15 protein-coding genes are annotated in these 25574 nt (G+C 64.3%); 7 read left to right on the plus strand and 8 right to left on the minus strand.

Translation table 11 applies throughout. The features are described from left to right. Positions 1-129: 129 nt before the first annotated feature. The gene (locus AC1DWA_RS05925; RefSeq protein WP_019747413.1) at positions 130-1383 is read right to left on the minus strand and encodes a pyridoxal phosphate-dependent aminotransferase; all 1254 of its coding nucleotides are present in this window, start codon (positions 1381-1383) and stop codon (positions 130-132) included. 76 nt (positions 1384-1459) lie between these two features. Between AC1DWA_RS05925 and AC1DWA_RS05930 the strand changes: the two genes are divergently transcribed. Next, complete coding sequence (locus AC1DWA_RS05930) at positions 1460-3400, plus strand: S9 family peptidase (RefSeq protein WP_477845748.1); 1941 nt, start codon at positions 1460-1462, stop codon at positions 3398-3400. On the opposite strand, the gene AC1DWA_RS05935 is transcribed toward AC1DWA_RS05930, so the two are convergent. Beyond that, positions 3390-4322, minus strand: coding sequence for a hypothetical protein (locus AC1DWA_RS05935; RefSeq protein WP_477845749.1), 933 nt, complete (start codon positions 4320-4322; stop codon positions 3390-3392). The genes AC1DWA_RS05930 and AC1DWA_RS05935 overlap by 11 nt on opposite strands. A 245-nt stretch (positions 4323-4567) precedes the next feature. Here AC1DWA_RS05935 and AC1DWA_RS05940 point away from each other — a divergent pair, with 245 nt between their 5' ends. Then, positions 4568-5845, plus strand: a complete 1278-nt coding sequence (locus AC1DWA_RS05940) for a DUF6745 domain-containing protein (RefSeq protein WP_477845750.1) — start codon at positions 4568-4570, stop codon at positions 5843-5845. A 75-nt stretch (positions 5846-5920) separates the two neighbouring features. Then, positions 5921-6376: a hypothetical protein gene (locus tag AC1DWA_RS05945; RefSeq protein WP_428691272.1), complete on the plus strand. Its 456-nt coding sequence runs from the start codon at positions 5921-5923 to the stop codon at positions 6374-6376. A gap of 177 nt (positions 6377-6553) precedes the next feature. On the opposite strand, the gene AC1DWA_RS05950 is transcribed toward AC1DWA_RS05945, so the two are convergent. Then, positions 6554-9763 (minus strand): (Fe-S)-binding protein, encoded by a 3210-nt coding sequence (locus AC1DWA_RS05950; RefSeq protein WP_477845751.1) that lies wholly within the window; start codon positions 9761-9763, stop codon positions 6554-6556. Between the two features lie 359 nt (positions 9764-10122). Here AC1DWA_RS05950 and AC1DWA_RS05955 point away from each other — a divergent pair, with 359 nt between their 5' ends. Continuing rightward, entirely contained in the window at positions 10123-10773 is a 651-nt protein-coding gene (locus tag AC1DWA_RS05955) for a DUF8020 domain-containing protein (protein ID WP_021343217.1), read from the plus strand. 95 nt (positions 10774-10868) lie between these two features. On the opposite strand, the gene AC1DWA_RS05960 is transcribed toward AC1DWA_RS05955, so the two are convergent. From AC1DWA_RS05960 to AC1DWA_RS05980, 5 genes are all read right to left on the minus strand, one after another. After that, positions 10869-12179: a S1 family peptidase gene (locus AC1DWA_RS05960; protein ID WP_029254718.1), complete on the minus strand. Its 1311-nt coding sequence runs from the start codon at positions 12177-12179 to the stop codon at positions 10869-10871. Positions 12180-12403: 224 nt separating this feature from the next. Then, positions 12404-13744, minus strand: coding sequence for a S1 family peptidase (locus tag AC1DWA_RS05965; RefSeq protein WP_020906592.1), 1341 nt, complete (start codon positions 13742-13744; stop codon positions 12404-12406). A 109-nt stretch (positions 13745-13853) separates the two neighbouring features. Then, complete coding sequence (locus tag AC1DWA_RS05970) at positions 13854-15101, minus strand: hypothetical protein (RefSeq protein ID WP_477845752.1); 1248 nt, start codon at positions 15099-15101, stop codon at positions 13854-13856. 111 nt (positions 15102-15212) lie between these two features. Further along, the gene (locus tag AC1DWA_RS05975; protein WP_477845753.1) at positions 15213-17648 is read right to left on the minus strand and encodes a LuxR C-terminal-related transcriptional regulator; all 2436 of its coding nucleotides are present in this window, start codon (positions 17646-17648) and stop codon (positions 15213-15215) included. Positions 17649-17662: 14 nt separating this feature from the next. Then, positions 17663-19384 (minus strand): Hsp70 family protein, encoded by a 1722-nt coding sequence (locus AC1DWA_RS05980; RefSeq protein WP_477845754.1) that lies wholly within the window; start codon positions 19382-19384, stop codon positions 17663-17665. A gap of 335 nt (positions 19385-19719) precedes the next feature. On the opposite strand from AC1DWA_RS05980, the gene AC1DWA_RS05985 reads away from it, so the two are divergent. The 3 genes from AC1DWA_RS05985 to AC1DWA_RS05995 all read left to right on the plus strand — a co-directional run bounded on the left by AC1DWA_RS05985 (position 19720) and on the right by AC1DWA_RS05995 (position 25478). Then, on the plus strand, positions 19720-22005 hold the full coding sequence (locus AC1DWA_RS05985) for an IniB N-terminal domain-containing protein (protein WP_283384546.1): 2286 nt from the start codon (positions 19720-19722) through the stop codon (positions 22003-22005). 123 nt (positions 22006-22128) lie between these two features. Next, the gene (locus AC1DWA_RS05990) at positions 22129-23997 is read left to right on the plus strand and encodes a dynamin family protein (RefSeq protein WP_021334270.1); all 1869 of its coding nucleotides are present in this window, start codon (positions 22129-22131) and stop codon (positions 23995-23997) included. Continuing rightward, on the plus strand, positions 23994-25478 hold the full coding sequence (locus AC1DWA_RS05995) for a dynamin family protein (protein WP_019749379.1): 1485 nt from the start codon (positions 23994-23996) through the stop codon (positions 25476-25478). Before AC1DWA_RS05990 ends, AC1DWA_RS05995 begins: the two co-directional genes overlap by 4 nt. The last annotated feature ends 96 nt before the right edge of the window (positions 25479-25574 follow it).

Raw genomic sequence — 25574 nt, forward strand, 5'->3', positions numbered from 1 at the left:
GTGTCAATCAAACCGCCTGGTATGCGAATGTTGTGACGAAGGTCTCACAAATACCCCGCACTTTTACGTTTACGGGGTATTTGTACAACGAATTGTTTACCTGATTTTGCCCGATTCGACGGGCCGAAATCACTGCTTGTAACTGGTGAGGAAGTTGCCGAATCGCTCGATGGCCACGGCGAGATCCCGGGCCCACGGAAGGGTGACGATCCGAAGGTGATCGTGGTTCGGCCAGTTGAACCCGGTGCCTTGAACCATCAGGATCTTCTCCTGGAGAAGCAGGTCCTGAACCAACTTCTCGTCGTCGTGGATCTCGTAGACGTTCGGATCCAGACGAGGGAACGCGTAGAGCGCACCGCGGGGTTTCACACACGAAACACCCGGAATCATGTTCAATCGCTCCCACGCGACGTCGCGCTGCTCGAGCAGGCGACCGCCGGGCAGGATCAGGTCTTCGATGCTCTGGTGTCCGCCGAGGGCGACCTGAATGGCGTGCTGTCCGGGGACGTTGGGGCACAGGCGGGTCGACGCCAAGAGGTCGAGTCCCTCGAGGAAGCCGGCGGCGTGATCCTTCGGGCCCGTGATCGCCACCCAGCCGGAGCGGTAGCCGGCGACGCGGTAGGCCTTCGAGAGGCCGTTGAACGTCAGGCACAGCAGATCAGGGGCAAGCGTTGCCAGCGAGATGTGCTTTGCGTCGTCGTAGAGGATCTTGTCGTAGATCTCGTCGGCGAGCAGCAGAAGCTGATGCTTGCGTGCCAGATCGACCAACTGCTGCAGAACCTCCATGGAGTACACCGCACCCGTGGGGTTGTTCGGGTTGATGACGAGGAGAGCCTTGGTCTTGTCGGTGATCTTGGATTCGATATCGGCGATATCGGGATTCCAGTCGTTGGCCTCGTCGCAGAGATAATGGACGGGCGTGCCTCCGGACAAGCTCGTCATCGCAGTCCACAGCGGGTAGTCCGGCGCTGGGATCAGAACCTCGTCCCCGTTGTTGAGGAGGGCCTGCATGGTCATCGTGATCAGCTCGGAAACACCGTTACCGAGGTAGATGTTGTCGACGTCGAGCTCGGGGAAGCCGGGAACCAGCTCGTAACGCGTCACGATTGCGCGCCGCGCCGACAGAATGCCCTTCGACTCCGAATAGCCCTGCGCATAGGGCAGGGCGGCGATCATGTCGCGCATGATCACATCGGGAGCATCGAATCCGAACGGTGCCGGGTTGCCGATGTTGAGCTTGAGGATCCGGTGTCCTTCCGCCTCCAACCGGGCGGCATGCGCGTGCACCGGCCCACGGATTTCGTACAGGACGTTCTGGAGCTTCGACGACTGCTCCAGCTCGCGCTGCGGCTGACGATGGCGGACGGGTTCTGGTGTGCTCACGAGTTACATGATTCCACCACTGTGCAAGTGCATTGTCGGGGACCGTGTCGCGCGACCAGTTGGCTATTGTCGAGCGATGACCCCCAGCGAGCAGATTGCAGCCCCGTACGGATCGTGGACTTCTCCGATCGGAGCAGCGGATCTGGCTGCAGGTGGCCACCCTGTCGAGGGTGGACGATACGTCGGTGACGAGATCTGGTGGGCTGAACTTCGTCCGACCGAGGGTGGTCGGACATCGATCCGTCGATCCGGTCTCGACAACCAACCCGTCGACATCCTCCCTGCGCCGTGGAACGCGCGGACCAGGGTTCACGAGTACGGCGGTGGCGCCTGGACCGTCACCGAGTCCGGAAAACTGGTCTTCAGTGAATTCTCTGATCAACGGGTGTACATCCTCGAAGGAGTCACTCCGCGGGCTCTGACGCCTGAACCCGCGTCGCCGGCCGCGTTGCGATACGCAGACCTGCAGATCGTGAACGGTGAGGTGTGGGCGGTTCGGGAAGCGCACGCGGAGGGCGGGGCGATCACTCGCGATATCTGCGCGATTCCGCTGGACGGTTCCGGCAAGGCTCGCTCGATCGTCGGCGGCTCGGACTTCCTCTCGTCACCGAGGCTTTCGCCGAGTGGAACCAAAATAGCCTGGATCGCGTGGAACCATCCGCAAATGCCCTGGGACGGTACCGAACTGCGGGTAGCTCCACTCGTCGACGGCGTCGCTCAGAAGTACTCCGTGCTGATCGGCGGACTTGAAGAGTCCGTCCTGCAACCGGAGTGGATCACCGACGACGAACTCTACGCAATCAGTGATCGCAGCGGCTGGTGGAACATCTATCGAGTCGGCGGCAAGATCACCCCGATCTGCCCGGTGAATGCGGATTTCGGTGGCCCACAGTGGCGCTTCGGTGCGCGCTGGTTCGTCGAACTCGACAACGGGCACCTTCTCACCGCACGCACGGTGGGAACCGACACGCTGGCGGTACTCGATCCGGCGTCGGGGGAACTGCGCGACATCGCGATCCCGGGTGTCACCAGCATCGGCCTCATGCAGGTTCGCGGCGATCGGTTGCTGCTCACCTCGGGAGGCGCGAAACTGGCGGGCGCGCTACGCGAGTTCGACCTCGGTACCGGCGAACTCACCGAAATCCGTTCGTCGGTCGAAGAATTGCCCGAGTCTGCATACCTTCCGGAAGCGCGAGCTGTCGTGGCTCACGGACACGGGCGAGAAGTTCACGCCGTTGCGTATCCGCCGCGCAGTCCGCGATACAAAGGACTCGACGGCGAACTGCCGCCATACGTTGCGTTTGTTCACGGTGGGCCGACGGCGCACGTCGCCCCGGCCCTCAACCTCGTCTACGCCTTCTTCACCAGCCGCGGAATCGGCGTCGTCGATGTGAATTACGGCGGGTCGACCGGCTACGGACGTGAGTACCGCAACCGGCTGCGCGGACAGTGGGGTGTCGTCGACGTGCAGGACGTCGTCACCGCCGTCACCGGGTTGGCTGAGCAAGGGCTTGCCGATCCGGCCCGCCTTGCCATCGAAGGCGGATCTGCCGGTGGATGGACCGTTCTGGCCGCACTGACGACGTCCGACGTGTTCGCTTGTGGTGCTTCCTATTTCGGCGTGGCCGAACTGGACCTGTTCGTGCAGGAAACTCACGATTTCGAATCGCGCTATGTCGACGGTTTGATCGGCCCGCTGCCGGAATCTGCCGACCTGTACGCGGAACGTGCTCCGCTCAACAACGTCGACGGGTTGAACTGCCCGGTGTTGCTGCTCCAGGGTCTCGACGATCCGATCGTGCCACCTTCGCAGGCGGAGCGATTCCGGGATGCTCTGGTGACCAAGGGTATTCCGCATGCCTACCTGGCCTACGAGGGTGAATCTCACGGATTCCGCAAGCAGTCGACCATCATCAGCTCACGCAACGCCGAGCTGTCCTTCTACGGGCAGGTGCTCGGATTCACCCCACCCGGCATTGCGACGCTCGAGCTGTGGAAGCCTGCGATCAGTAGCTGACGGCCCCGCGGCTGCGCGCAAAGGCCGCGAGGATCCGACCTGCCACCAGTGACGGGGTCGACAGGTCGGCCCACGTCCACCTCGCGACTTCCCACCCCGTGTCACGGAGTAGGTCTTCGCGGAGCTTCTCGTTCCAGAGCACGTCCTCGGCGCTGCGCCCGGCGGGCACCAGTCGGCCGTATTTGATGCGGCCGTCGAACTCTCCGATGGTGCGCTGCTCACGCCACAGGAAGTCGACGCGGCCGGCCAACCCTCGAGCGTCGTGGATTTCGACCTGGGGTTCGGGGAGTGGTAAGTGCTCCTGCAGGAACAATGCGAGGCTCCGTGATTCACCGACGCTTTCGATGCGCGAGTCCATCGCGGTGAGCGCGTGGAGCGCATGTCGATGGCGCGGATGGTTCGGGCTGAGTGCAAGCGAGGCCGCAACTGCATCTTTGGTCAACGCTGAACGGTGCAATGCTGAATTGCCCACCACGAGAGCCGGTTCGAAAGGGAGCGTCCTCGCGAGATCCGCAACAGTTCGTGCCGGAGTCGTGACGCGCAGGCCGTCGACGTGGGTGACCTCGTCGTCGGTGAACGATACCGAGTGCACGTGTCGTCGAGCGGATTTACGGCCACCGCCTCGTCGGTCCCGAGAGAGGTGCACAACTTCGAGCGGAGTGTTCCAGAGTTCGAAGCCGTGCACCACCGCTGCCGAGATGTGGCTGACCGCTGCATGTGCCGAAGCGGTACCGGCCACAGCCTCGACGCGCAATCGATGTAGCCCGTAGGCGTCGAGGCGGGACAGGTGGTCGCTGGGTACGTAGGCACCGCGATGGATTCTGGACCAGTTTCCACTCGCGCAGGCCTGCCGGATCTCGGAATCGGTACGACCTGTCGACAGTTGCTCTGGCCGACGGATGATGCGTATTTGTTCCCCCATACCGATCGATCTTGCTGCGCCCGGCACTGGAAAGGAAGCCGTGAACCCTGGGCTGTGGATAGCCGTGAGTGAACACCACTTGTCCACAGTTCGAACCGGTTTCGCGTCGCTGGAGAGGGTGTTGGGTGTGGGGAAACGGTGGCAGGTTCTCGGTGTCGCACTCTAGGTGACCCTTGCGTCCGGAGCGTTTGCGTGCCAGGCTGTTGAACTATGACTACAGGAAAGGCGGACACCGCCACCGTCGCGTGAGCGCCGCACCGTTTCGCTCGTCGACGTCACGTCGAGCGACATCGACCGAGAACATCGATATCTTCGATGAAGACAATCAGGCCTTGGAAACAGTCCGCGACGTATGGCTCGAACGCGGTCTGTGTACACGTCCGGCCGATCGATCGACGGCAGAATCTGCTGTCGCGCAACTATACCGACGATCCGGGCTCCCGAAACCGGAGTTCGTCTGGGTTCAGTCGCCCTCTGCTGGATCGGATCTGATCGCCGCCGAAGGTCTGTCGAACAAGATGTCCTTCGACGGCACTGGACTCGACTGCGCTTGCGGGCACATCGCGAGCATGTTTTCGGCGTCGCGCCGACGTATGAACGCGCGTATCGAACGTCGGAGCATTGACTGGCAGATAGAACGCTGGAAGATGGAACGTCGCGCGTTCGGGGGCGTTGGTGCCAGCGTGTCCGAGGGGTCGGATCAGCGGGGGTCGACTCAGCGGGGTTCGACTCAGCGCCGCGTCAATCCAGCGCGGATCATCAGATCCGCAATCTGGGAATCGTTGCACACCACACTGTTCGACGGCGTCGCAGCTGCGATACGAACGATGTCGACCCCGGTGGCGGGCGAAGTGACCTGGTACGGGCAGCAGGACGCCCATCGAATCGCGTACTACGACACATGCCATCGATACGGTCTTGCGACCTTCCGCTCGGAAGACCGTGAACTTCTCGATGTGCAGACCGCACTGGCTGACTCGACCGGGTGGTGGTGGGCGTTCGACGACGTGTGCATCATGGCGGAACGACCCAGGGTCTTGCACTCGGAGCGGATACCGGGCAGTGCGCGGGGAGAACGCCGACTCCACCACTCTGATTCCCCGGCACTCGAATTCGCAGACGGAACAAAGGCGTTCGTTCTGCACGGAGCGATCGTTCCCGACTGGGTAGTGCTCGACCCGACCGCCGAACGCATCGCACACGAGCGCAATGTAGAGATCCGTCGATGTGCAATCGAGCGGATCGGTTGGGATTCCTACATCGAGCTGGCCGGCCTGACACTGGTCGACCAAGCCGACGATCCCGGTAATGCCGGTTGCCTGCTGCAGCTCTACGCGTCCCCGGAGGGCTGGGGCCGAAGTGGACGCATTCTCCTCGCGGTCAACGGTTCTTTCGAACGCGACGGGCATCGGCGTCGATACGGCCTTCACGTACCCGGATGGTTTACCTCCGCGTTGGATGCCGCCGGTTGGACTTACGGCATCACCGGCGCCGATTACTCCCGTCTCGTTCGTCGAACCTGAATCTCGACCCCTCAAGCCCCAATCCTCAAACCCTCAATCCTCAAACCCTCAATCCTCAAACCCTTGGTGATACTTATGAACTCGAACATGACCTTGTCCGCTCTCACCACCCTCACCGGCCTCGATGTCTTCGACTACCTGGACCAGGAAGTGTCCATTCCTGTGATCGACGGACTTCAGGCGCAGGGCGATCTCATCGTGATCCCGTTTTCGCTGCTCGCAAATATCGTGGCGCCTCTGCCGTGGACACGCTCTGTGAGAGTGCCGCTCTCGGGAGTGGAGTTGCTGCGAAGCGCCGCGGGCGGTAACCCCCACAGTCTGGTTGCAGACAAAGGGGAGTGCACGTGGTCGACGCCGGTGAAAGATGCTCGGGGCCTTGCGCTCGGCATGCTCGACACCCGAGTGACCGCGTACCTGATCCATCCGGAGCACGGCGCGACCGGAATCGCTCCGGGGCGATACGTCATCGGACGGCAGCAGGAAAGGGGCGTCGGGCGTGCGCGCGGTGCGGTGATGCTTGTCGCAGATTGACAGGGCGACCTCGATTTGGCAGCGGGGGAGTGAGCACCACTTGTCCACGGCGAGCACCGCTTTCCGCGTAGAGCAAGGTGTGTTTGGTCGAGGGAACGGGTGCTCGGTCGGGAGTGGCTCCCCACACAAACACGAATGCCCTCACCGTGACGGTGAGGGCATTCGCGTGTGGAGCGGTTACTTCTTGCGGCCGGGAGCCTTTGCGCCGGCCTTGAATCCGAGCCCACCTGCGTTGGGGGCGGGCGGCGCGGCAGCAGGAGCCGGAGCTTCCGCGGGTGCGGACGCTTCAGCAGGTGCTTCGGCGGCGGGTTCTGCCTTCACAGGTTCGGCGGCGGGTTCTGCCTTCACAGGTTCGGCGGCGGGTTCTGCCTTCACAGGTTCGGCCTCGGGAGCCGGTGCCGCAGCTGGCGCCGGGGCTGCAGCGGGAGCAGCCTTCCGAGCGCCGGGAGCCTTTGCGCCCGACTTGAATCCGAGTCCGCCGGCCTTGGCGACCGGTGGAGCCTTCGGGGCTTCCGCCTCGGCGGCCGGAGCCTCTGCGGGTGCCTCGGCGGGTGCAGCCGGAGCAGCGGCAGGTGCTTCAGCAGCAGGTGCAGCCTTTGCGCCAGGAGCCTTGGCCCCGCCCTTCATCTGCAGTCCCTTGCCTCCGGGAGCCTTGGCGCCGGACGCCAGGCCCAGACCCTTCGGCTTGGCGACGGGCGCAGCAGCTTCGGGTGCAGCAGCCTCAGCTGCCGGTGCTTCCGCTGCCGGTGCGGCAGCGGCCTTTGCTCCGGGTGCCTTGGCGGCGCCCTTCATCTGCAGTCCCTTGCCGCCGGGAGCCTTGGCTCCGCCCGCAAGACCGAGACCCTTGGGCTTTGCCACAGGTGTGGCCGGTGCAGCAGCTTCGGCGGCGGGAGCTTCCGCGCTTGCGGCGGGAGCCGCCTTCTTGGCGCCGGGAGCCTTTGCCCCGCCGGCCATTCCGAGGCCCTTGCCTGGTGCCTTGGCTCCGGGAGCTTTTGCGCCTGGTGCTTTGGCGAGGCCCTTCATGGCCAGACCCTTGCCTGCCGGTGCAGCCTTGGCTTCCGGAGTCGCGGCGGCTTCCTCGACTTCGGCGACCCGATCCTGCTCGACGGTCTCAGCCTTTGCCTCAGCAGCGACCGGGGCCTTCTCACGCGGGATCACCTTGATGTTCTCGCCGAGCTGGGCGGGATCGAGGCGGGTGACGGAGTTCAGCATCAGCTGCGCGACGTCGACGACCTCGACGCCTTCGCCCTGGCCTTGCTCCTGGCGGGCAGTGACGCCGTCGGTGAGCATGACGCGGCAGAACGGGCAACCCGTGGCGATCTTCTTGGGGTTGGTGGAGAGCGCTTCGTCGACGCGGTCGACGTTGATGCGCTTGCCGATGTTCTCTTCCATCCACATGCGAGCACCACCGGCACCACAGCACATGGAACGTTCGCCGTGACGCGGCATTTCGACGAGCTTGGAGCCTGAGGCTTCCATGAGTTCACGGGGAGCGTCGTAAACCTTGTTGTGGCGTCCGAGGAAGCACGGGTCGTGGTAGGTGACGTCTTCGCTCACGGATGCAACCGGGATCAGCTTCTTCTGGCGCACCAGACGGTTGAGCAGCTGAGTGTGGTGCACGACCTCGTAGTCGCCGCCCACCTCCGGGTACTCGTTGCCGAGGGCGTTGAAGCAGTGCGCACAGGTGACGACGATCTTGCGCTTCTTCTGCTCGATACCGTCGAAGACCGAGTTGAGCATCTCGATGTTCTGCATTGCGAGCTGCTGGAACAAGAACTCGTTGCCGGCACGACGTGCGGAGTCGCCGGTGCAGGTTTCGTCGGCGCCGAGGACCATGAACTTCACTCCCGCGGTGGCGAGGAGTTCGGCGACGGCCTTGGTGGTCTTCTTGGCACGGTCTTCGTAGGCGCCGGCGCAGCCGACCCAGAAGAGGTACTCGTAGTCCTCGAAGCTGTCGGCATCCTTGCCGAAGACGGGGATCTCGAAGTCCATCTCGTTGATCCAGTTGAGGCGATCCTTGGAGTTCTGGCCCCAGGGGTTGCCCTTGTTCTCGAGGTTCTTGAACAGGCCGGCGAGCTCGGAGGGGAACTCCGATTCGATCAGGACCTGGTAGCGACGCATGTCGATGATGTGGTCGACGTGTTCGATGTCGACGGGGCACTGTTCGACGCAGGCGCCGCAGTTGGTGCAGCTCCACAAGGTTTCGGCGTCGATGACCGGGGCCAACTCACCTTCGACGGTTTCACCGACGAGCTTGCGGTCGGCCTCGAGGCGTGCGGCCTCGGGGATGGCTGCGAGTGCGGCTTCCTTGACGTTGCCTTCGCTGTCGACGAGTCCGATCTCGTCGCCGCCCATGTCCTTGCGTCCACCAGCGAGCAGGTACGGGGCCTTGGCGTAGCCGTGGTCACGCAGCGACATGATGAGCAGCTTGGGGGAGAGCGGCTTTCCGGTGTTCCAAGCAGGGCACTGGGACTGGCAACGCCCGCACTCGGTGCAGGTGGTGAAGTCCAGCCAGCCCTTCCAGGAGAAGTCTTCGATGTTTCCGGCGCCGAGAGTGTCTGTGTCGGGGTCGACGTTCTCCATCGTCAGGACTTTGCCCTTGGACATCATGGGCTTTGCCGCGCCGAGCGCGACGGTGCCGTCGTCTTCACGCTTGAAGTAGATGTTGAAGAACGCGGAGAAGCGGTGCCAGGCGACGCCCCAGGTGATGTTGCGGCCCACGATCGCGAGCCAGATCATGCCGGTCATCAGCTTGACGAACGCGAACACCGAGATCATGACGGGGCTGGCGGGAAGCAGTTTGGCGACCTGCATGGTGAAGAAGTCGGTCCACGGGTTGGCGTGACCGTAGGTCGCGATCTTGCCGGCCTTGACCATGATCATGCCCAGGCCCTCGAGCAGGACGATGCCCTCGATGACGTAGGCGGCCTTGAAGTTGGAGCCGCCGAACCGGGACAGGCGTGCAGGCAGACGCGGGTGGTTGAGCTGACGGATCACGATCAGCGTGGTGATACCGATGACTGTGCCGAGGCCCAGGATCTCGTCCCACAGGTGCCACGCCCACGTGTTACCGAAGATGGGCCAGTGGAACTCGGGGTTGAACGTCTGGCCGTAAGCCTCGAACCAGAGCAGGAATCCGCCGAGGAAGCCGACCATGACGAGCCAGTGGGCCCAGCCGACGCTGCGGAACTTGTTCATGCGCGTGTGCGCGATGAACTCGATGATCATCTGCTTGAAGCGAGGGAAGAACGGGCGCCATCGATCGGGTGCCGACTGGCCGATGCGCACGGTGTTGAACATCCTCAGCGCGCCTGAGAGGAAGATGTACCAACACACCAAGCTCAGCAGAGCACCAATCGTGCCCAACGTAATCGTCAGGGCATTCATGTCGCGGCCTTTCGTTTCAGGGCGACGCGTCGGCCACCTCGGGACAGCCCACTGATACTAACCTGCATTATGTTACCCGCCAGTAACTAGCATTACCAGCCTGTAGATACCGACTGGTAACCGCTCGTGGCCTGGAGAGATCAATCTTCTGCGTCGGACGGGCTTGGTCAAACGCAGACATGTCTGGTCGTCACGTTAGGCGGTGGCCGTCGGGCTCCTTTCTGTCAGGCAGCCCTAACTCGGTTTCCGGGCAGGTGAGGACAACCGACCGGCTGTTATCGTTACGCCCGTCACGCACAGGGGAAACGGGTGGTGTGAGTCATCGACTTGCGCCCGCTCGCTCCCGGGGAGGATCAAAAATGTTCATTCGTAAAGCTGCGGCCATCGCAGCGATGACCATTGCCGCTACGGGCATCGCTGCAGGTACTTCTTACGCAGCTCCGGAGACGTCACCCGACGTTTCGTACACCGCCGAGGTCGTCGACCAGGCTGTTGTCACCACCATCGATGCCGGGGCATTCCGGGTATCGGGTGACGGCACACACGTCGACTTGCAGAACAGCCAGGGCGCAACTCTCGTGAGCCTGCCGCTCGCGTTCAACCTCGGGGACGTTCAGTTCCCGTTCGACGAGACCATCAGTGAGGACGGCAAGACCCTCACCCTCAAGCCGAACCTGGACCCGGCCAGCTCCAAGCCGAAGCCGGTCGCTGCCGAGTTCACCCCGGTTGCTTCGCCTGACGAGGATCAGAAGGCAATCGAGAAGTTCCAGTCACAGCTCGGGCTTGCCACGCAGATCGGTAGCCTCACCGGCACGATCGTCGGAGCAGTCATCGGTTGCATCGTGGGTCTGCCCGGCCTGGTTATCGGCTGCCTCCCCGGCATGGTCACCGGTGCCGGTATCGGTGGAGTCGCCGGTACCATCCTCGCCGGCGGCGGAACCGCAATCGTCGCGGGCATGGACCTGATCAAGGTCCTGAACGCTCCGGCCGGAACAACTCTCTTCCAGTAAGCAGCTCTACCGGTTAGACGTCACGAACGCCGACACGGGCGCCACACCTTCGAAAGGTGTGGCGCCCGTTTTGCTGTCTCGGGGAATGCGTGCGATCAGTAGTCGCGAACCTTCAGGCCTGGATTGGCGGCGAGGATGTCGTTGATCGGCGTCGCGTACTGCGTCGGTGCTTCTTGTCCGAACAACGTCTCGGCCTGAGCGATCTCGCAAAGGGGAGAGGTGGCGACGTTGGACGCACTCGTGATGCCCACTGCCAACGTTCCGGAGACGATGGGGCCACCGCTGTCACCCTGCAGGACGCAGATGTTGGTGGTGAAGCCGTTGTCGAGGGTGTGATCCAAGACCTTGGCGACGCGGTTGACGCCGGTGACGACGCCGCAGCTGAAGCCGGTGGTCGATCCCGCCTTGCAGACCGGGGCGCCCACAATGGGATCGGCGGTACCGGTGATATTGACCGAACGGTTGAACGGGACCCGCACGCTGTTGTTCTCGAAGCGGTACTTCGCGTTGTCGTCGATGTTGATGATCGAGTAGTCACGCCCGTCGAAGCTGCTCTTGGCGAAGTATCCGACGCGGGGCCCGGTCTGGTTGTTCACCATCGGGAAGACCTGGCTCGAGTTCGAGGTGCCGGCAGCGGCACGGTTGGGATCGCAGTGACCGGCGCTGATGTTGACCGTGCGTCCTGAACCGTCGGTGCCGTTGAAGCCGAATGAACAACGCAGTCCGGTGTTACCGGAGGTTGCGCCGAAGGCGTCTCCGCCCAGTGCAGCGTCGCCGGTTGCGGATCCGGTTGCGGGAATGAGGTCCGCGACGATCGGGGGAACCAGTAGCGGAGCAGCGGTGTGGACGACGGTCCGCTTCAGGAACTCAGGCAATTCGATGCCGGCAGCAGGATCGGCGGTGAGGGCGACTCCGTTGCCGACCACGTCGACGGCGATGCCACGCACGAGGTCTGCGACCTCGGCAGGCTGCGAATCGAGCCAGGTGTTGAGTGCCGAGAGTTGACCTTGCAGAGCCTGCTCGCTCTGCGCGACGTCCTTGACCTCGAAGCCGGCCTTCTCGGCGGCCTCGCGGGCAGCATCCTTGTCGCGACCGTCAGCGAGAGCGACGATGCCCTTGCCGAGGTCGTCGAGCCACACGCCGGCAAAAGAGTCGGGAAACTGGACGCGCGCGATGGCGGCGAACTCTGCGAGCTTCTGCGCGAGTTCGGAACGCGAGACGAACTGGTCGGGCGTCAGCGCCAAGTCGTGCTGTAGGGCTTCGGCGAGTTCGACGGGCAGATGGGCTGCCTGATCGGATACCCCGGATTCATTCGGTTCTGCGTTCGCGACCGCGGTAATCGGTCCGAGGAGCAGCAGCGCGGCCGAACCGAACACTGCGGCGCGACGTGCGATGGAGCTTCGCATGTGGGCCTTTCCACTTCGTTGACCGCGTACCACCCCCCTGGGAGCACACGGATACGGCTCACGGACTTGTGGTGAGCCGATCACAGTCGACCATGACTATATGGGTTCGAACGCGCTATTCCCACCCGTTACATGAGCAAACAGCGCTGACCCCGACCGACAACAGCACTGTGCCCGCCGATCAGAACAGATCGGCGGGCACAGTGCTGTGAATCAGGCGTTGGTCAACCCGCAGTGCGAACGCGGATTCCGGAACCGATACCGCCACCGGATGCACGATCTGCAGCGTCGAGGATGTCTCCGACCGGGATACCCAGATTCGAGGTTCCACCGGAGGTCGCGAGTACCAGGTTCGCTTCGTTGCAACTGGGTGCGCCGCTGCTGTTGGAACCGCTGGTGATGCCCAGCGCCAGGGTTCCGGAGACGATGGCGCCGCCACTGTCCCCGGCGAGGGTGCACGCGGTACCGGCGAACCCGCGGACGGTTCGTGAATCGCCGTCAGCCATGACCAGTTGTGTTTCGACGCGATCGGCTGCCACGACGCCACAGGTGAAGGACGACGTCTGACCCGACTTGCAGATGGGAGCGCCGATCACGGGACGTGCTGTTCCGGTGATCGCGAGGGTGGTCCCGTTGGCACCGCGGACGGCAGCGCGGTCGAGGCCCGCGTCGATGCCCGACTGGTCGAACTTGATGACCGAGTAATCGAGATCACCGGCGTTGTTGCCGACGGAAGACTGTGAGAAGGCGCCGATCAACTGACTGTCGTCGACGTTCGCGTGATTCGGCAGGTAGACCGGCGACTTCGAGCCCTCGGCCGGATTGCAGTGTCCGGCACTGATATTGAGTGCATTGTTCTGATCGTCGACGGCGTTGAACCCGAACGAGCAGACCGAGATGTTCTCGGTCGGCGTCTCGCGAATGGGACCTGTCGACGTGATGTAGGTGTCGCCGCCGAGCGCTCCGGGATCAACCGATCCGCCACCGTCCGGGCTGAGAACGATCTTGGTGTTCTCGAGCAGGGTCGGAAGATTGAGTGCCTGCCCGACGGGGCTGTTCGCAACGTCGATGACGACCTGATTGTTCAAGACGTCGATGGTCGCCGAATTGACTGCGCGTGATATTTCCTTGGGCAGCCCGGCGATCCATCCGTTGACGTCGGCCAGCGTCTTCTCGAGGGTGTCGGCGGAGACGGGGGCGACGTGGGTGCGGTATCCGTCGTCGGCCGCGATTCGAGCAGCTTCGGTGGTGGTGACGGCTACGACGGGTTGACCGTCGAGTCCCATCCACGATCCGGCGTAGTCGCCGGGGCGCTCGGACTTGAATTCCTGGGCGTACGCGCCGAGTTCCTGAGCTTTGGCAGCGCGGTCGAGATACTCCTGTGGGGAGATCTTCAGATCGCGTGTGATCGCCTCGACCAGCTCAGCCGGAAGCTGGTCGGCTTCGAGCTGTTCGACATGCGTGTCGGAGGCGGGCTCTGCCGATGCCGTCGTGGTGAATGGAGCTGCGAGCAGTAGTGCCGAGGCGCCGACCACAGCGGTGCGGATCGCCAACGAGTTACGCATGAAATCCCTTCAAGTCCCCGGCACCGAGCCGGTAGGTACCGCACCCACCATAGGGGAAAAGTTTCGACGAGGAATATGCGCCTCCTCTCTGGCTGTTCAATCTTTCTGTCTAACTTGGCATTCCGGGTCTCGGGGCCAATGGCATGACGGGCATGTCGGGATTCGGCACCACCGGATCGGTTGTGTCGGTCGGGTTGGAGGGCTGCGTCGGCGTTGTCTGTGTATCAGTGGGGTCGGTCACGGCGGGAGTGTCCGGGGTAGCCGGATCGACCGGATTCAGCGGTCCGACGACCGGCGGCAGGTTCTCGATCCGAAGGGGGTCGAGCTGGATGGTGATCGGCGATCCCTGTTGCGCGGGGACGTTCGCCGTAGTGGATTTCTCGGTACCGGTGCCCGGACTCGCCGGGATGGGCTGGGATTCGGATGAGGTCGATTCCGCTTCGGATGACCACGACTGCGCCGTCGGCTGCGCGCCGAGAGCGGGTACTTCCGACGGGAGCGAGGTCGCTGATTGCGAAACCGTGCCGGACGGACTCGCCGCAGTGGCGGGCGTGGTGCCGGTGGGCAGGGGAGATTGTGCGTCGAGAATCCCGGGCGCTGAAATGGTCGGAGTGTGTCCGATGATGACCGCGGCCGCACACCCCGACACCGTCAGAAAGACTGCGGCGGCGGCTGCGGCGATGATCGGTCGGCGCTCCGATCGCCACTGACGATTCAGCCAACCGTCGACGCTCGGTGCTTTCGTGCCCGGTACTTCCACGCCGGATTCCGGCTCCGGTTCGATCAGGACGAACGGCGGAAACTCCTCGATGGTGTCCTCTGGCTCGGCAAGATCGGTTGGCTCGGGTTCGGAACAGGTAGAGGTGATCGAGTAAGGCGCGGCCAACGCTGCGGCTCCGCGGGCTGCACTGTCGTCGGCATCCGGATCCGCGAGCCAGGCCGCAGAGGCTTTCTCTTCCGGAATCAGTTCGACGCCGTCGAGATCCATGCTGTCGAGTGCGCCGCGCAGTGCGTCGACGGAATCGCTCGACCAACCTGCCGGGATCACCGCAGAGATGTTCAGGTTCTGATCAGTGAGTGTTCGGACCTCCTTGACCAGGCAATACATTGCTGTCGCTACGAGTTCCTCTCCTCGCGTCATGTGCTCGGAGAAGTTGTCGGTATCGTCAGTTCCGACCCTGTCGAGGAACCCGCGCAAGCCGGTTGACCCCAACGCGGTTTCACCTAGCTGCACGGTGCCGTCAGGAGCGTGGTGCAGCACCGATTCGCGTTCGAGGATCACTGGTTCCGAGTCGGGTTTCGCGATCGCAGCAATGCTTCGTTTATTGCCGACGGCGAGTTCGACTCCCCACTTCATAGCAATCCCCGTTTCACAGTTACCGAACTTTGCTCGGCGTGCATGTCCTGATTCCTGTGAAAACTATCACTTAAACGGATATACGCAACCCTCCGGACAATATGCAGCTAACTATTTGTTCGGCGGTGTCATGCTGCGAAGGATGGTGAGTAGTTCCGAACGAGACTGCGCCCCGACGCGCCGCTTGATGCGTGCGACATGGTGCTCGACGGTTTTTGCGGAGATGTAGAGGCGTTCGCCGATTTCCCGGTAGGTCAGGCCGACGACGACGAGTTCGGCAACTTCTTGTTCGCGCTCGGTCAGTACCGACGGTGGTGCCGCGCTGTCGGTCGAATCGGTTGCATTCGTCTCGGCCGTCGACGTTGTGCGTAGCGAGCGCGCAACGTGGAGCAATGCGGTGGCCGATTTGGTGTCCGGTGTGCGCAATGCTGCTTCGCCCGCCAAGCGGGCCGCGTCCCAGGGCAGCCCGATGCGGTTGAGTGTTCGCGCTGCAGCTTCCACGTCGTCTGCGTCGACGCTGCCCTGCATGAGTAGGAGCCATTGGCGTCCGGCGGTCGCCAAACCGGCTGCGTAAGTGTGGGTTTTGGCTGATTCCGCGAGTGTATGGGCGTGTGGAAGGAGATCGGCCGGTGACTGCGAGAGGATCGACGCCTGGACGCCGTACCAATGCAGCGGCGAAGACCACAGCGGAGGCTCGCCGAGTGCTCGGAGGAGCGTGCGTGCGTCGTCGACCAGATGCTCGACCTGCTCGGCCTCGTCGAGTCGTACTGCCGCAAGCCACAGTTCGCCGATGGGAAGCAAATTGAAGAGATCCACGCTGCAGGACGAGAGGGTGCCGGCTGCGCCCGACCAGGCGCGCCGCAGCTGGGCGAGATCGCCGGAGCGTCGAGCGAGACCCACGATCATGGCATGCAGAAACAGTGCGTCACGCTCACGGAGGGGGCCGCGGACTACCTCCTCCGGTAGATCTTCGACAGCAGTGTCGTGCCCACGGGTCATCGCGATCCACGCGTCGAGAAGGTGAAGCCGCGCCCACGTGTGACTGCTTGCGTCGTCGGCGGCGATCGCGGCCGCGACGACAGCGGCGGCCCGTTCATGGGCGCCGTTGTGCAGGAGTGCAAGAGCTACCAGCGCCGGGGCGGAATCAGGCTGGAATTCAGATGTGCCGGAGCCGCCGGGGAGCGAAAGTGCGCGCGACATCGTGTTGAGCGCACTCGGTGCACTCCCCGTGACCGATTGCATCAGTCCATTGGCCAGTGTGGCAGCGCCGACCGTGGAGCTCGACGGTGATCCAGTATGCCCGGCGAGCGCCGCGTTCGCGTCATCGACGTTGCCGATGCCGAGGAAGGTGATTGCGGCGAAGGGGGATTCGGTTTCGGTGCGCCCTGGCCCGAGCCAGGTGTAGAGATCTGCGGCGGCGCGGAGTTGGCCGCATGCTGCGGACGAAGCTGCGCGGATTCGCACCGCCGCAGCCAGTCTCGCGTTGTCGAGATCGGGTTCGGCGATGACGGAATCGGCCAGGCGGCAGGCAGTGTCGAGGTCACCACTCCGAGCCGAAACCTGGGCGTACAGCAGCGTGTCCGCCACGCCGAGAGGCTCGATCGAATTCACACGACGAAAAAGATCTGCCGCGACCGTCGGCGTGCTCGCGTCGACTGCGTCTCGTAGTACAGCCGTGAGATCGCGGTGGCGGATGCCGGAGTCGAAAAGTCTTCGTGCTGTATCGATATCGAGGGTTCTCGCGTTCGCTCGTGATTCGACGATTCTGATCAGCTCGCTGCGGATACGTCCTGTGCTGGTCGACTCTGCCACAACGCTCGCGACGAGAGGTGATCGCGAACCGAACAGTCCGGTGGCCAGTGCTCGGTCGAATGCCGCTGTGAGACTGAACTTCTCCTGTCCCAGATCGAGCTCGAAAGCGTCGATGTCCGGGACGGCGAATGAAACCTCGATGATCTCACGCTCGATCGGATGCAGAGCGGTGACCTGATGGAGGATGTGTGTGCGTACGGCTGTCGCCATTTCCGGGCGGCCCGCCGAGGCGGCGGTGAAATACGCTTCGACGGCCCCGAAGGAACCACCGGCCAGATGCTCGAGCGTCAGCACGGCACGATCGTCGAGCGGAACTCTTCGCTCCGCGGCGATCTTCCGAATATCTGACCGGTTCAACGGGTTCAGATGTAGGACGGTACCGAAACTCGAGATGTTCGAGTAGATCGGTGCGAGTGGAGGATCGATCCGATCGGAGGCGATGACAACTCCGAGGTCGTCACGTTGAACCAGCTCGTTCAGAGCACGGATTTCGACGGAGGTCAGAGCCTGCGCGTCCGCGATCACCACAATCGCATCGGCCGGGGCGTCATGCGTGACGACGGTGACCACGGGTCTGTCACCAGATTCGATCCTCTTGCGCACCGCCCTCGTCACTTGGGGCCGAGCGCTGGCATCGGTCCCGGTGACGAACAGGCGCAGTGGCGATGCAGTCAGGTCGATGCCGCGCAAAAGTCCTGCAATGTAAGACGATTCGGTGCCGCTGTCACGGTTCATCGAAAGTCTGCCGGTCAGCGGATCGGCGCGGTGACGCCGCCGACGACACCACCGACCACGTTTCCGACACCACCGACGACGTTACCGAGACCTCCGACCACGCCGCCGACACCGTCCCCGACGCCGTCGACCAAACCGCCGACGCCGTTGCCGATGCCGGTCGCAGCATCACCGATACCGGTTCCGACGCCTGCTCCGGGCGCGGGCGCCGGTGCCGGGGCGGGAGCCGGTGCGGGCGCCGGGGCGCCGGGTGCGGCAGGTGCAGGCGCCGACTGGGCGGTCTCACCTGGTGCGGGAGCAGATCCAGCTGGTGCGCCGGCAACCGGAACTGCCCCTGGTGCCGTCGTCGAACCGCCTGCGGCAGCAGGAGAGCCGGGCTGATTGTTCTGAGTAACGTTGTTCGCAGTCGTGGATCCGTTGCCTGCTGCTTCGGCTGCCGTGGTGCTGCCGGGGGTAGAGCCCGGCGTGGTCGAAGCGGTGGACGAGGTGGACTCACTGGTGGTGTCCGCCGAACTGGACGGAACGTTGATCTTGTCCATGGCCGTTCCGATTCCGAGTCCGCCTGCGGCGAGCACGATGAACGCTCCTACCACCGCAGCAACGACGCCCACCCTCGACGAGCGTCGAGTCGCCGTGTTCTCTTCCTCTGTCGGCTCGGCAAGCAACGGAGTGGAGAAGGCAGGAACCGGTGCGGGCTTGCGCGACGGCTCGGCGGGAATCACTGCAGTGGCGGCGGCCGGCACGTGCGAGTCTCGGGCGTCGAGGGCGAGTGCCGCGGCGCCGGACGCCGCGCACGACGCGGGATCGGCGTCGGCGATCACCGGAACACGAAGCTCCGCGGACAGTAGTTCGGCGACAAGGGGAATGGACGAGCTTCCGCCGGCCAGAACAACCTGATTGACATCACTGGACTCGACGCCGGCAGATCGCAGGCTTTCACGCACCAAGGCCACCGATTCGGTGAGGGCGGGCCTGATCAGATCCTCGAGCTCGGAACGAACCAGTCGAATGTCGCTGACGGCGCCGGGAAGCGTCACGCGAGCAACGGTTTCCGTCTCGGTGGAAAGTTCCTCCTTGGCTGCGCGGGCTTGCTCGCGCAGAGTTTCCAGCGCTGCAATCGTCTCGGGAGCAAAGGGATCAAGGGCTGCGAAGTGGTCGGAAACCGCATCGAGCAGGTGCACGGTGACGAGGTGATCGAATTCGTCGCCGCCGATGTCCTCGCTGCGCAGTGGCTTTCCGAAGATCTCGCTTCGTCCGCCGGTCGTGGACATCATCGTGACGTCGAGCGAGCGAGCGCCGAGGTCGTAGACGACGGTCAGACCGTCGTTGGCAGCGTTTCCGGAAGCGGCGAGCCACGCCATGACGGCCGCGGGTTCGGCGACGAGAGTAGCCCCGTGAACCCCGGCGTCGTCCAGCGCGGACTCCATGGTGCGTGCTGTGTGACGATTCCACCCCACCGGGTGAGCCAGGACAACAGCTGGACCTTCTTCGCCGCCAGCCTGGCCGACGAGCGCGCCTACCGCTGTCGCTGCGAGAGACTCGCCGCGGTACTCGGTACCGTCGGCGGCAAGTATCGGGATCGGGTCTCCGACGCGCTCGACAAATCCGGTGATGACGGATCCGTCGTCCAATTGCAGCGCACTGGGTAAGCGGACCTGTTGCGTTTCACCGGTCGAGCCGTCGGTGACAGCTACGAGAGTGGCCGAACCGATGCTGATGCCGAGCCCTGCCGCCATGAACGAACTCCCCTGGTCGTGGGCGACAGAAGGACTGTCGCGGTTGTCTGCGATGTCGGTTTCAGGACCTAGATCGTTACCGGATCGGAGGCGTCGCGGCGAAGTAGGGGACCGATCCCCTAATCGGAGCAAATCCCCCTATTCCGAGCGGGCGTACCCCGTAGGGGGCTTCCCCGTCTGTCCACGCAGAAGAGGGGGGTGCTCCCCGTTGGCCCCAGTCGCAAAAGTTCTTAGCGTTGATTCCACTCGCTACCTCTGGCAGCGCACCAGTTTCCGGATCACCGGCAACAACCCACCGGCAACAACCCGGTCAACGAACTTCAGGAGAACCCGCCATGGCAACGAACGCCGTACTCGAATTCATCCTCGGGCTACTTCGTGACGACGAGGCAGCTGCCAACTACTGCGCCAACCCGACCGCGGCACTCAACGCTGCCGGTCTGTGCGACGTCAGCCCCGCCGACATCGTCGCCGTCGCTCCGCTGGTTGCCGAGTCCGGACTGTTTGCCGGTGGCGGCGCCGACCTGTCCGCGATCGTCAACGCCGGCGCGTCCGCTGCGGGTGCCATCGGCGGCGGTCTCGGAATCGGTGGTGGTCTCACCGGTGGACTGGGTGGCGGCCTCGGCGGCAGCCTGGGTCTCGGTGCCGGTGCAGGCCTCGGAGTCGGAGGCGCCCTCGGCGGCCAGTTCGACCTGGTCGGCGACTTCGCAGCAGCCCTCAGCGCTGCGCTTGCCATCGGCGGCGAGATCAGTGCCGACCTCGGCGCAGCCTTCGGCGCCGTCATCGAAGCCGGCCTGGGCCTCGGCGGTGCACTCGATCTCGAAGGAGCTCTCGATCTGGGCGCACAGCTCAGCGCGGCTCTGGGCGGCGCCCTCGGAGTGACCGGCGGTCTGACCGCGGAACTGGGCGCAGCCCTCGACGCCGCCATCGGCGCGGTCGGCGGACTCGACCTGACGGCGGGGCTCAGCGGCGCCCTCGCACCCGTCTTTGCCATCGGTGGCGACCTCGGAGCCGACCTCGGACTGGCTCTCGGTGGACTCCTCGGCGGCGCAGCAGACCTCAGCGGACTCCTCGACATCGGCGGCGAGCTGGGCGCGAGCCTGACCGGCGCACTGGAATCCGCCCTTGCACTGGGTGGCGGCCTCGATCTTGCCGGCGCTCTGACGGGCGACCTCAGCACGGCGTTGTCCGGCGCGCTCTCCGGTGTCCTGGGAGCCGGCGGCACGATCGGCGCCGATCTGGGTGCATCACTCGGCGGCGTCCTCGGAGCGATCACGGATGTCAGCGTTCTCACCGATATCGCGGGCGGCCTCGATCTCGGTGCTGCACTGAGCGGCGCACTCGGCGGAGCTCTCGGAGTCGGCGGCGGCTTGGAAACTGCACTCGGCGGCGCACTCGACGCAGCACTGGGCCTCGGCGGAGGACTCGACCTCGACGCCGTACTCGGCGGGGGTGCAGACCTGGGCGCGCAGCTCAGCGCGGCACTCTCCGGCGCCCTCGGTGCCGGCGGAACGGTCGGAGCCGACCTGGGCGGCGCACTCGGTGGACTGCTCGGGGGAGCACTCGACCTCGAAGGCGGTCTCGGCGCAGACCTCGCAGCGGCTCTGGGCGGCGGTGCGAATCTGTCGACGGCTCTCGAAGGTGTCCTCGGTTCGGCACTCGGCATCGATGCCGGGCTGGCGGGCGGTCTCGGCGGCGCACTCGACGCAGCGCTGGGCGCAGGCGGACTTACCGGAATCGACCTCGGTGGTGCACTCGGGCTGGGCGGCGAAGCAGGCTTGGCAGCCGGTGTGGCTGCGGCTCTCGACACCGCTCTCGCAGGTGCAGGCGGCTTGGGGGCTGTCGGTTCCGTGGGCACGGACCTCACCGGCGCGCTGGATGGTGCGCTGGGCGCCGGCCTCGGGCTGGGGGGCTCTCTCGACAGCGTTCTCGGTGCCGAAGGCGCACTCGGTGGAGCGCTGGACACGGCACTGAACCTCGGCGGAATCGACACCGGTTCGATCGGCGCCGACCTGCCCTCCGTCGACCTCGGCGCAGTGAACCTTGGCCCGATCTCCGCTGAACTGCCTTCCGTCGACCTCGGAAGCATCGCGGCAGACGGCCTGAACCTCGGCGGTGTGACCGGCGACCTCGGAGCAACGGTGGGCGGTGCTCTGGACGCAACAGCAGGTCTCGACGCAGCAGCAGGTCTCGACGCCGCCACGAACGCTGCGGCCGGTTTGGGTGGGTCGCTCGGCGGAGCACTGAACGGCGTCACCGATCTCGGTGGATCGCTCGGCGGGGCTGTCGGAGCAGTCACCGACGTGACAGGTTCGATCGGTGCCGACGCAGCCGCGGCTGCCGGTGGCACCGTCGACGGTGGCGGTACCGTTGGCGGCGGCGGAGTCGCTGACCTGGGTGGATCCCTCGGTGGAGCAGTCAGCGGCGTGTCCGACCTGACAAGTTCCTTGACCGGTGCGCTGAACCCGTGGTCGTCGATCGATGCGACCGACGCTTTCGGTGCGGGCTCCGATTCGGGACTGAGCGCCGATACCGGACACTCGCTCTTCGCCGAGGATTCGGTTGCAGCACCGGTCGATCACATCGACCCGGTTGCGGTTGTCGATCACCTGCATCCCTGATCTGCTGACGCAGGAACTGAAATCGGTCAAAATGACCTGATGTAACAAATCCGGCCCTGCGTGCGCTATGCGTTCGCAGGGCCGGATATTCGAGTCGGGAAGAATTGCGGGTCAACGTAGCTCATGAGTGATTCAGCGAGTCAGGTAAGCAGTCGGAAGGCGCGCGTCGCGTCGTCGACGGCGTCGTTGCTCGAACGAACAGCCGTCGTGGCGAAGGATTTCGGGCGCACGGATCTGGTGCGCCGACTTGAGAATGCTCAGGTCAGAGTCAATGATCCACGTATTCGTATCGTGGTGGTCGGTCCCCTCAAACAGGGCAAGAGCCAGTTCGTCAATTCTCTGCTCGGCATCGACGTGTGTTCGGTCGGTGACGACGAGACCACTGCCGTGGCGACGGTCGTGCAGTACGCGGAGACCGCGGTCGCCGAATTGATTCTCGCCGATCCGGGTGCGGCGCCCATCCGGGTGCCCCTCCCGCTCGAAGAACTGATGGGGATCACCCCGGCCACGCCGCGCGCCGAAGGGCGTGAAGTTCTGCGTGTGGAAGTGGGTGTTCCCAGTCCGCTGTTGGCCGACGGTTTGGTTCTGATCGACACCCCCGGTGTCGGTGGTCATGGAAATCCGCATGCTGCAGGAACATTGGGATTGATCACTGCGGCCGATGCCGTGTTGGTTCTGTCGGACTCCAGTCAGGAGTTCACCGAACCCGAGCTGGGATTCATCCGCCAGGTCGTCAATCTGTGTCCTGCGGTGGCCGGTCTGATCAGCAAGACCGATCTGTACCCGCACTGGCGACAGATCCTCGACGCCGATCGCGGACATCTCCAGCGCGCCGGGTTGGACCTGCCGCTCATTCCGATCTCCTCGGTACTGCGGTCGCACGCACTGAGGCTGGGGGACAAGGAACTCGAGGCGGAATCCGGATTTCTGGACCTCTATCAGTTCCTGCGGGACAACGTGGTTGCGCGTGCCGAGTCGAACACGCGACGCGCAGTTGCGATGGACGTGCGTTCCTCGGCAGCACATCTGACGTTGGAGATGGGCAGTGAGCTTGCGGCGCTGAAGGATCCGTCCACCGCTCAAGCGGCGGTCGCCGGCCTGCAGCGTGCCCGGGCAGCGGCCGAGGAACTGCACAAGAAGACCTCGCTCTGGCAACAGAGCCTCGGCGACGGCATTGCAGACCTTGCCGCCGACATCGATCACGACCTCCGGGACCGGTTGCGCCGGGTCACCCGCCAGGCCGAGGAGACGGTCGACGAAGGCGATCCAGGTAAGGACTGGGACGTAGTGGGGGAGTGGCTCGAACAGGAGATCGCCACCGCTATCGGTGACAACTTCGTGTGGGCTCACGATCGAGCTCAATGGTTGGCAGAAGTTGTGGCGCAGCACTTCGCGGAGACCGGCGACGTCGCGCTCCCGCATCTCGACGTCGCCGACACCGACGGTTTCCTGGAACCGGTTGGCGCGTTGTCGGACCTCGAATCCGGCCGTATCGGCATCACTCAGAAGGTCCTGGTCGGCATGCGCGGCTCGTACGGCGGCGTCTTGATGTTCGGCTTGATCACCACGATGATGGGCATGGCGCTGGTCAACCCGATCTCCATCGGAGCCGGGGTTCTGCTGGGCACCAAGGCTTATCGCGAAGACAAACAAGCACAGGTGCTCAAGCGTCGGGCCGAGGCGAAAGCGGCTATCCGACGGTTTGCCGACGACGTCAGCTTCCAGGTGGGCAAGGAGTCGAAGGACCGCCTCCGCCTGGTACAGCGGCTTCTGCGGGATCATTTCACCGACATCGCCGAGCAGGCGCTGCGCTCGATCAACGAATCCCTCCGCGCCACGCAGGAAGCTGCGCAGTTGGAGTCGAGCGAACATGCCGCTCGTATCAAGCGTCTGGAGACCGACATGCGCGTCGTCGCAGAGCTTGACGCCGTTGCCGGAACGCTGATCGGCGAAACTCCCGCTCCTGCTCCGGCAAAGGTGACCAACGCATGAGTGCCACGACCGCCGTGACCGCTGTGGAGTCGGCACATGCTCTGATCGACCAGGCCAGACGGGTCTACGCGGACCAGCCGCAGACGCGAGCCCAGTTGGACGAATGCGCTGCCCGACTCGGCGAGCCACTCCGGGTGGCGCTCGCCGGCTCCCTCAAGGCGGGGAAGTCGACGCTGCTCAATTCGCTTGTCGGACAGGACATAGCGCCTACCGACGCGACGGAGTGCACGCGCGTCGTCACCTGGTATCGGAACGGGACAACGCCCCAGGTGACTGCGACGGCCGAGAACGGTGCCGAGTTCAACGTGCCGGTGACGCGCCGCGACGGCAGGCTCACGTTCGATCTGGGGGAGTACACCGCAGACTCGGTGGACCGCATCGACGTCGACTGGCCGTCTTCGGCATTGGCTCGTACAACGATCATCGACACCCCAGGTACGTCGTCGCTCTCGACCGAGGTTTCGGCCCGAACCTGGGACATGCTGGTTCCCGATGGTGGTGCGCCCGGCGCGGACGCGGTGGTCTACCTGCTGCGCGCCCTGAACGCCAGTGACATGCAGTTCCTCGGGAAGATCGCTGATCATGTCGGCGGAGAATCCGGCCCGCTCGGAGTGATCGGTGTTCTCTCGCGTGCCGACGAGGTCGGCGCAGGCAGGCTCGACGCGTTGTCCTCGGCGAAGGACGTCGCGGCACGATTTGCCGAGGAGTTGGAGCGAACCGGGCTGTGCCAGTCGGTGGTTCCCGTGGCAGGTCTGCTGGCACTCGCCGCACGGACGATGAGGCAGAGTGAGTTCGCTGCCTTCTCGGCGCTCGCGCAGGTTGCATCCGAGGATCTGAGCCTGGCACTGCTCTCCGCGGATCGTTTTGCCAGGCAGGACAGTCCACTCCCGGTCGATGCGGCGATGCGGGCGCAATTGGCCGATCGGTTCGGGCTCTTCGGAATTCGCCTCGCCGTGACGTCGATAAAGCTGGGTGCCACTGATTCGCCGAGTCTGGCAGCCGAATTGCTGGAGCGAAGCGGACTGGACGAACTTCGTCAGGTGATCGACGTTCAGTTCGGGCAGCGCGCGGATCAACTGAAATCGCACACCGCGCTGGTGACGTTGGGCCGAATCCTCGAAGCCGATCCGAGTGAGGAAGGCGATCTGATCGCGGCGGAGGCACAACGGTTGCTTGCCGATGTTCACGGTTTCCACGAACTTCGCCTGCTCGGGCGACTTCGTTCGGTACACACAGATCTGCCACCCGACGACCTGGCACAACTGCAAAGGCTGATCGGTGGCTACGGAATCCGGGCCAGTGACCGGTTGGGCTGCGAACCGGAAGAATCGCCGGAGGTGCAGCGTGCGCGGGCTACCGCGGCTGTCCGGCGATGGCGCGAGTTGTCCAGGCATCCGCTCTTCGACAGGTTCACCTCCCGCGCCTGCCTGGTTGCTGCCCGCAGCGCCGAGGGCGTCTTGGCTGAAATTGTGCCCGAATAGGGACCCGTTCACTGTGCGAGCGCTTGGAGAGGGTTCTATCTTGAGTTCGGGATGACCCGGACATAACTCCCAGGTTCGGGTCCCACCTCGATGGGA

It is taken from the genome of Rhodococcus sp. P4_F3_2 (assembly GCF_056401335.1).

Coding starts and splice junctions, on each gene's coding strand:
- AC1DWA_RS05930 (WP_477845748.1), top strand. CDS start 1,460: ATGACCCCCAGCGAGCAGATTGCAGCCCCGTACGGATCGTGGACTTCT.
- AC1DWA_RS05935 (WP_477845749.1), bottom strand. CDS start 4,322: ATGGGGGAACAAATACGCATCATCCGTCGGCCAGAGCAACTGTCGACA.
- AC1DWA_RS05945 (WP_428691272.1), top strand. CDS start 5,921: ATGAACTCGAACATGACCTTGTCCGCTCTCACCACCCTCACCGGCCTC.
- AC1DWA_RS05950 (WP_477845751.1), bottom strand. CDS start 9,763: ATGAATGCCCTGACGATTACGTTGGGCACGATTGGTGCTCTGCTGAGC.
- AC1DWA_RS05955 (WP_021343217.1), top strand. CDS start 10,123: ATGTTCATTCGTAAAGCTGCGGCCATCGCAGCGATGACCATTGCCGCT.
- AC1DWA_RS05960 (WP_029254718.1), bottom strand. CDS start 12,179: ATGCGAAGCTCCATCGCACGTCGCGCCGCAGTGTTCGGTTCGGCCGCG.
- AC1DWA_RS05965 (WP_020906592.1), bottom strand. CDS start 13,744: ATGCGTAACTCGTTGGCGATCCGCACCGCTGTGGTCGGCGCCTCGGCA.
- AC1DWA_RS05970 (WP_477845752.1), bottom strand. CDS start 15,101: ATGAAGTGGGGAGTCGAACTCGCCGTCGGCAATAAACGAAGCATTGCT.
- AC1DWA_RS05975 (WP_477845753.1), bottom strand. CDS start 17,648: ATGAACCGTGACAGCGGCACCGAATCGTCTTACATTGCAGGACTTTTG.
- AC1DWA_RS05980 (WP_477845754.1), bottom strand. CDS start 19,384: ATGGCGGCAGGGCTCGGCATCAGCATCGGTTCGGCCACTCTCGTAGCT.
- AC1DWA_RS05985 (WP_283384546.1), top strand. CDS start 19,720: ATGGCAACGAACGCCGTACTCGAATTCATCCTCGGGCTACTTCGTGAC.
- AC1DWA_RS05990 (WP_021334270.1), top strand. CDS start 22,129: ATGAGTGATTCAGCGAGTCAGGTAAGCAGTCGGAAGGCGCGCGTCGCG.
- AC1DWA_RS05995 (WP_019749379.1), top strand. CDS start 23,994: ATGAGTGCCACGACCGCCGTGACCGCTGTGGAGTCGGCACATGCTCTG.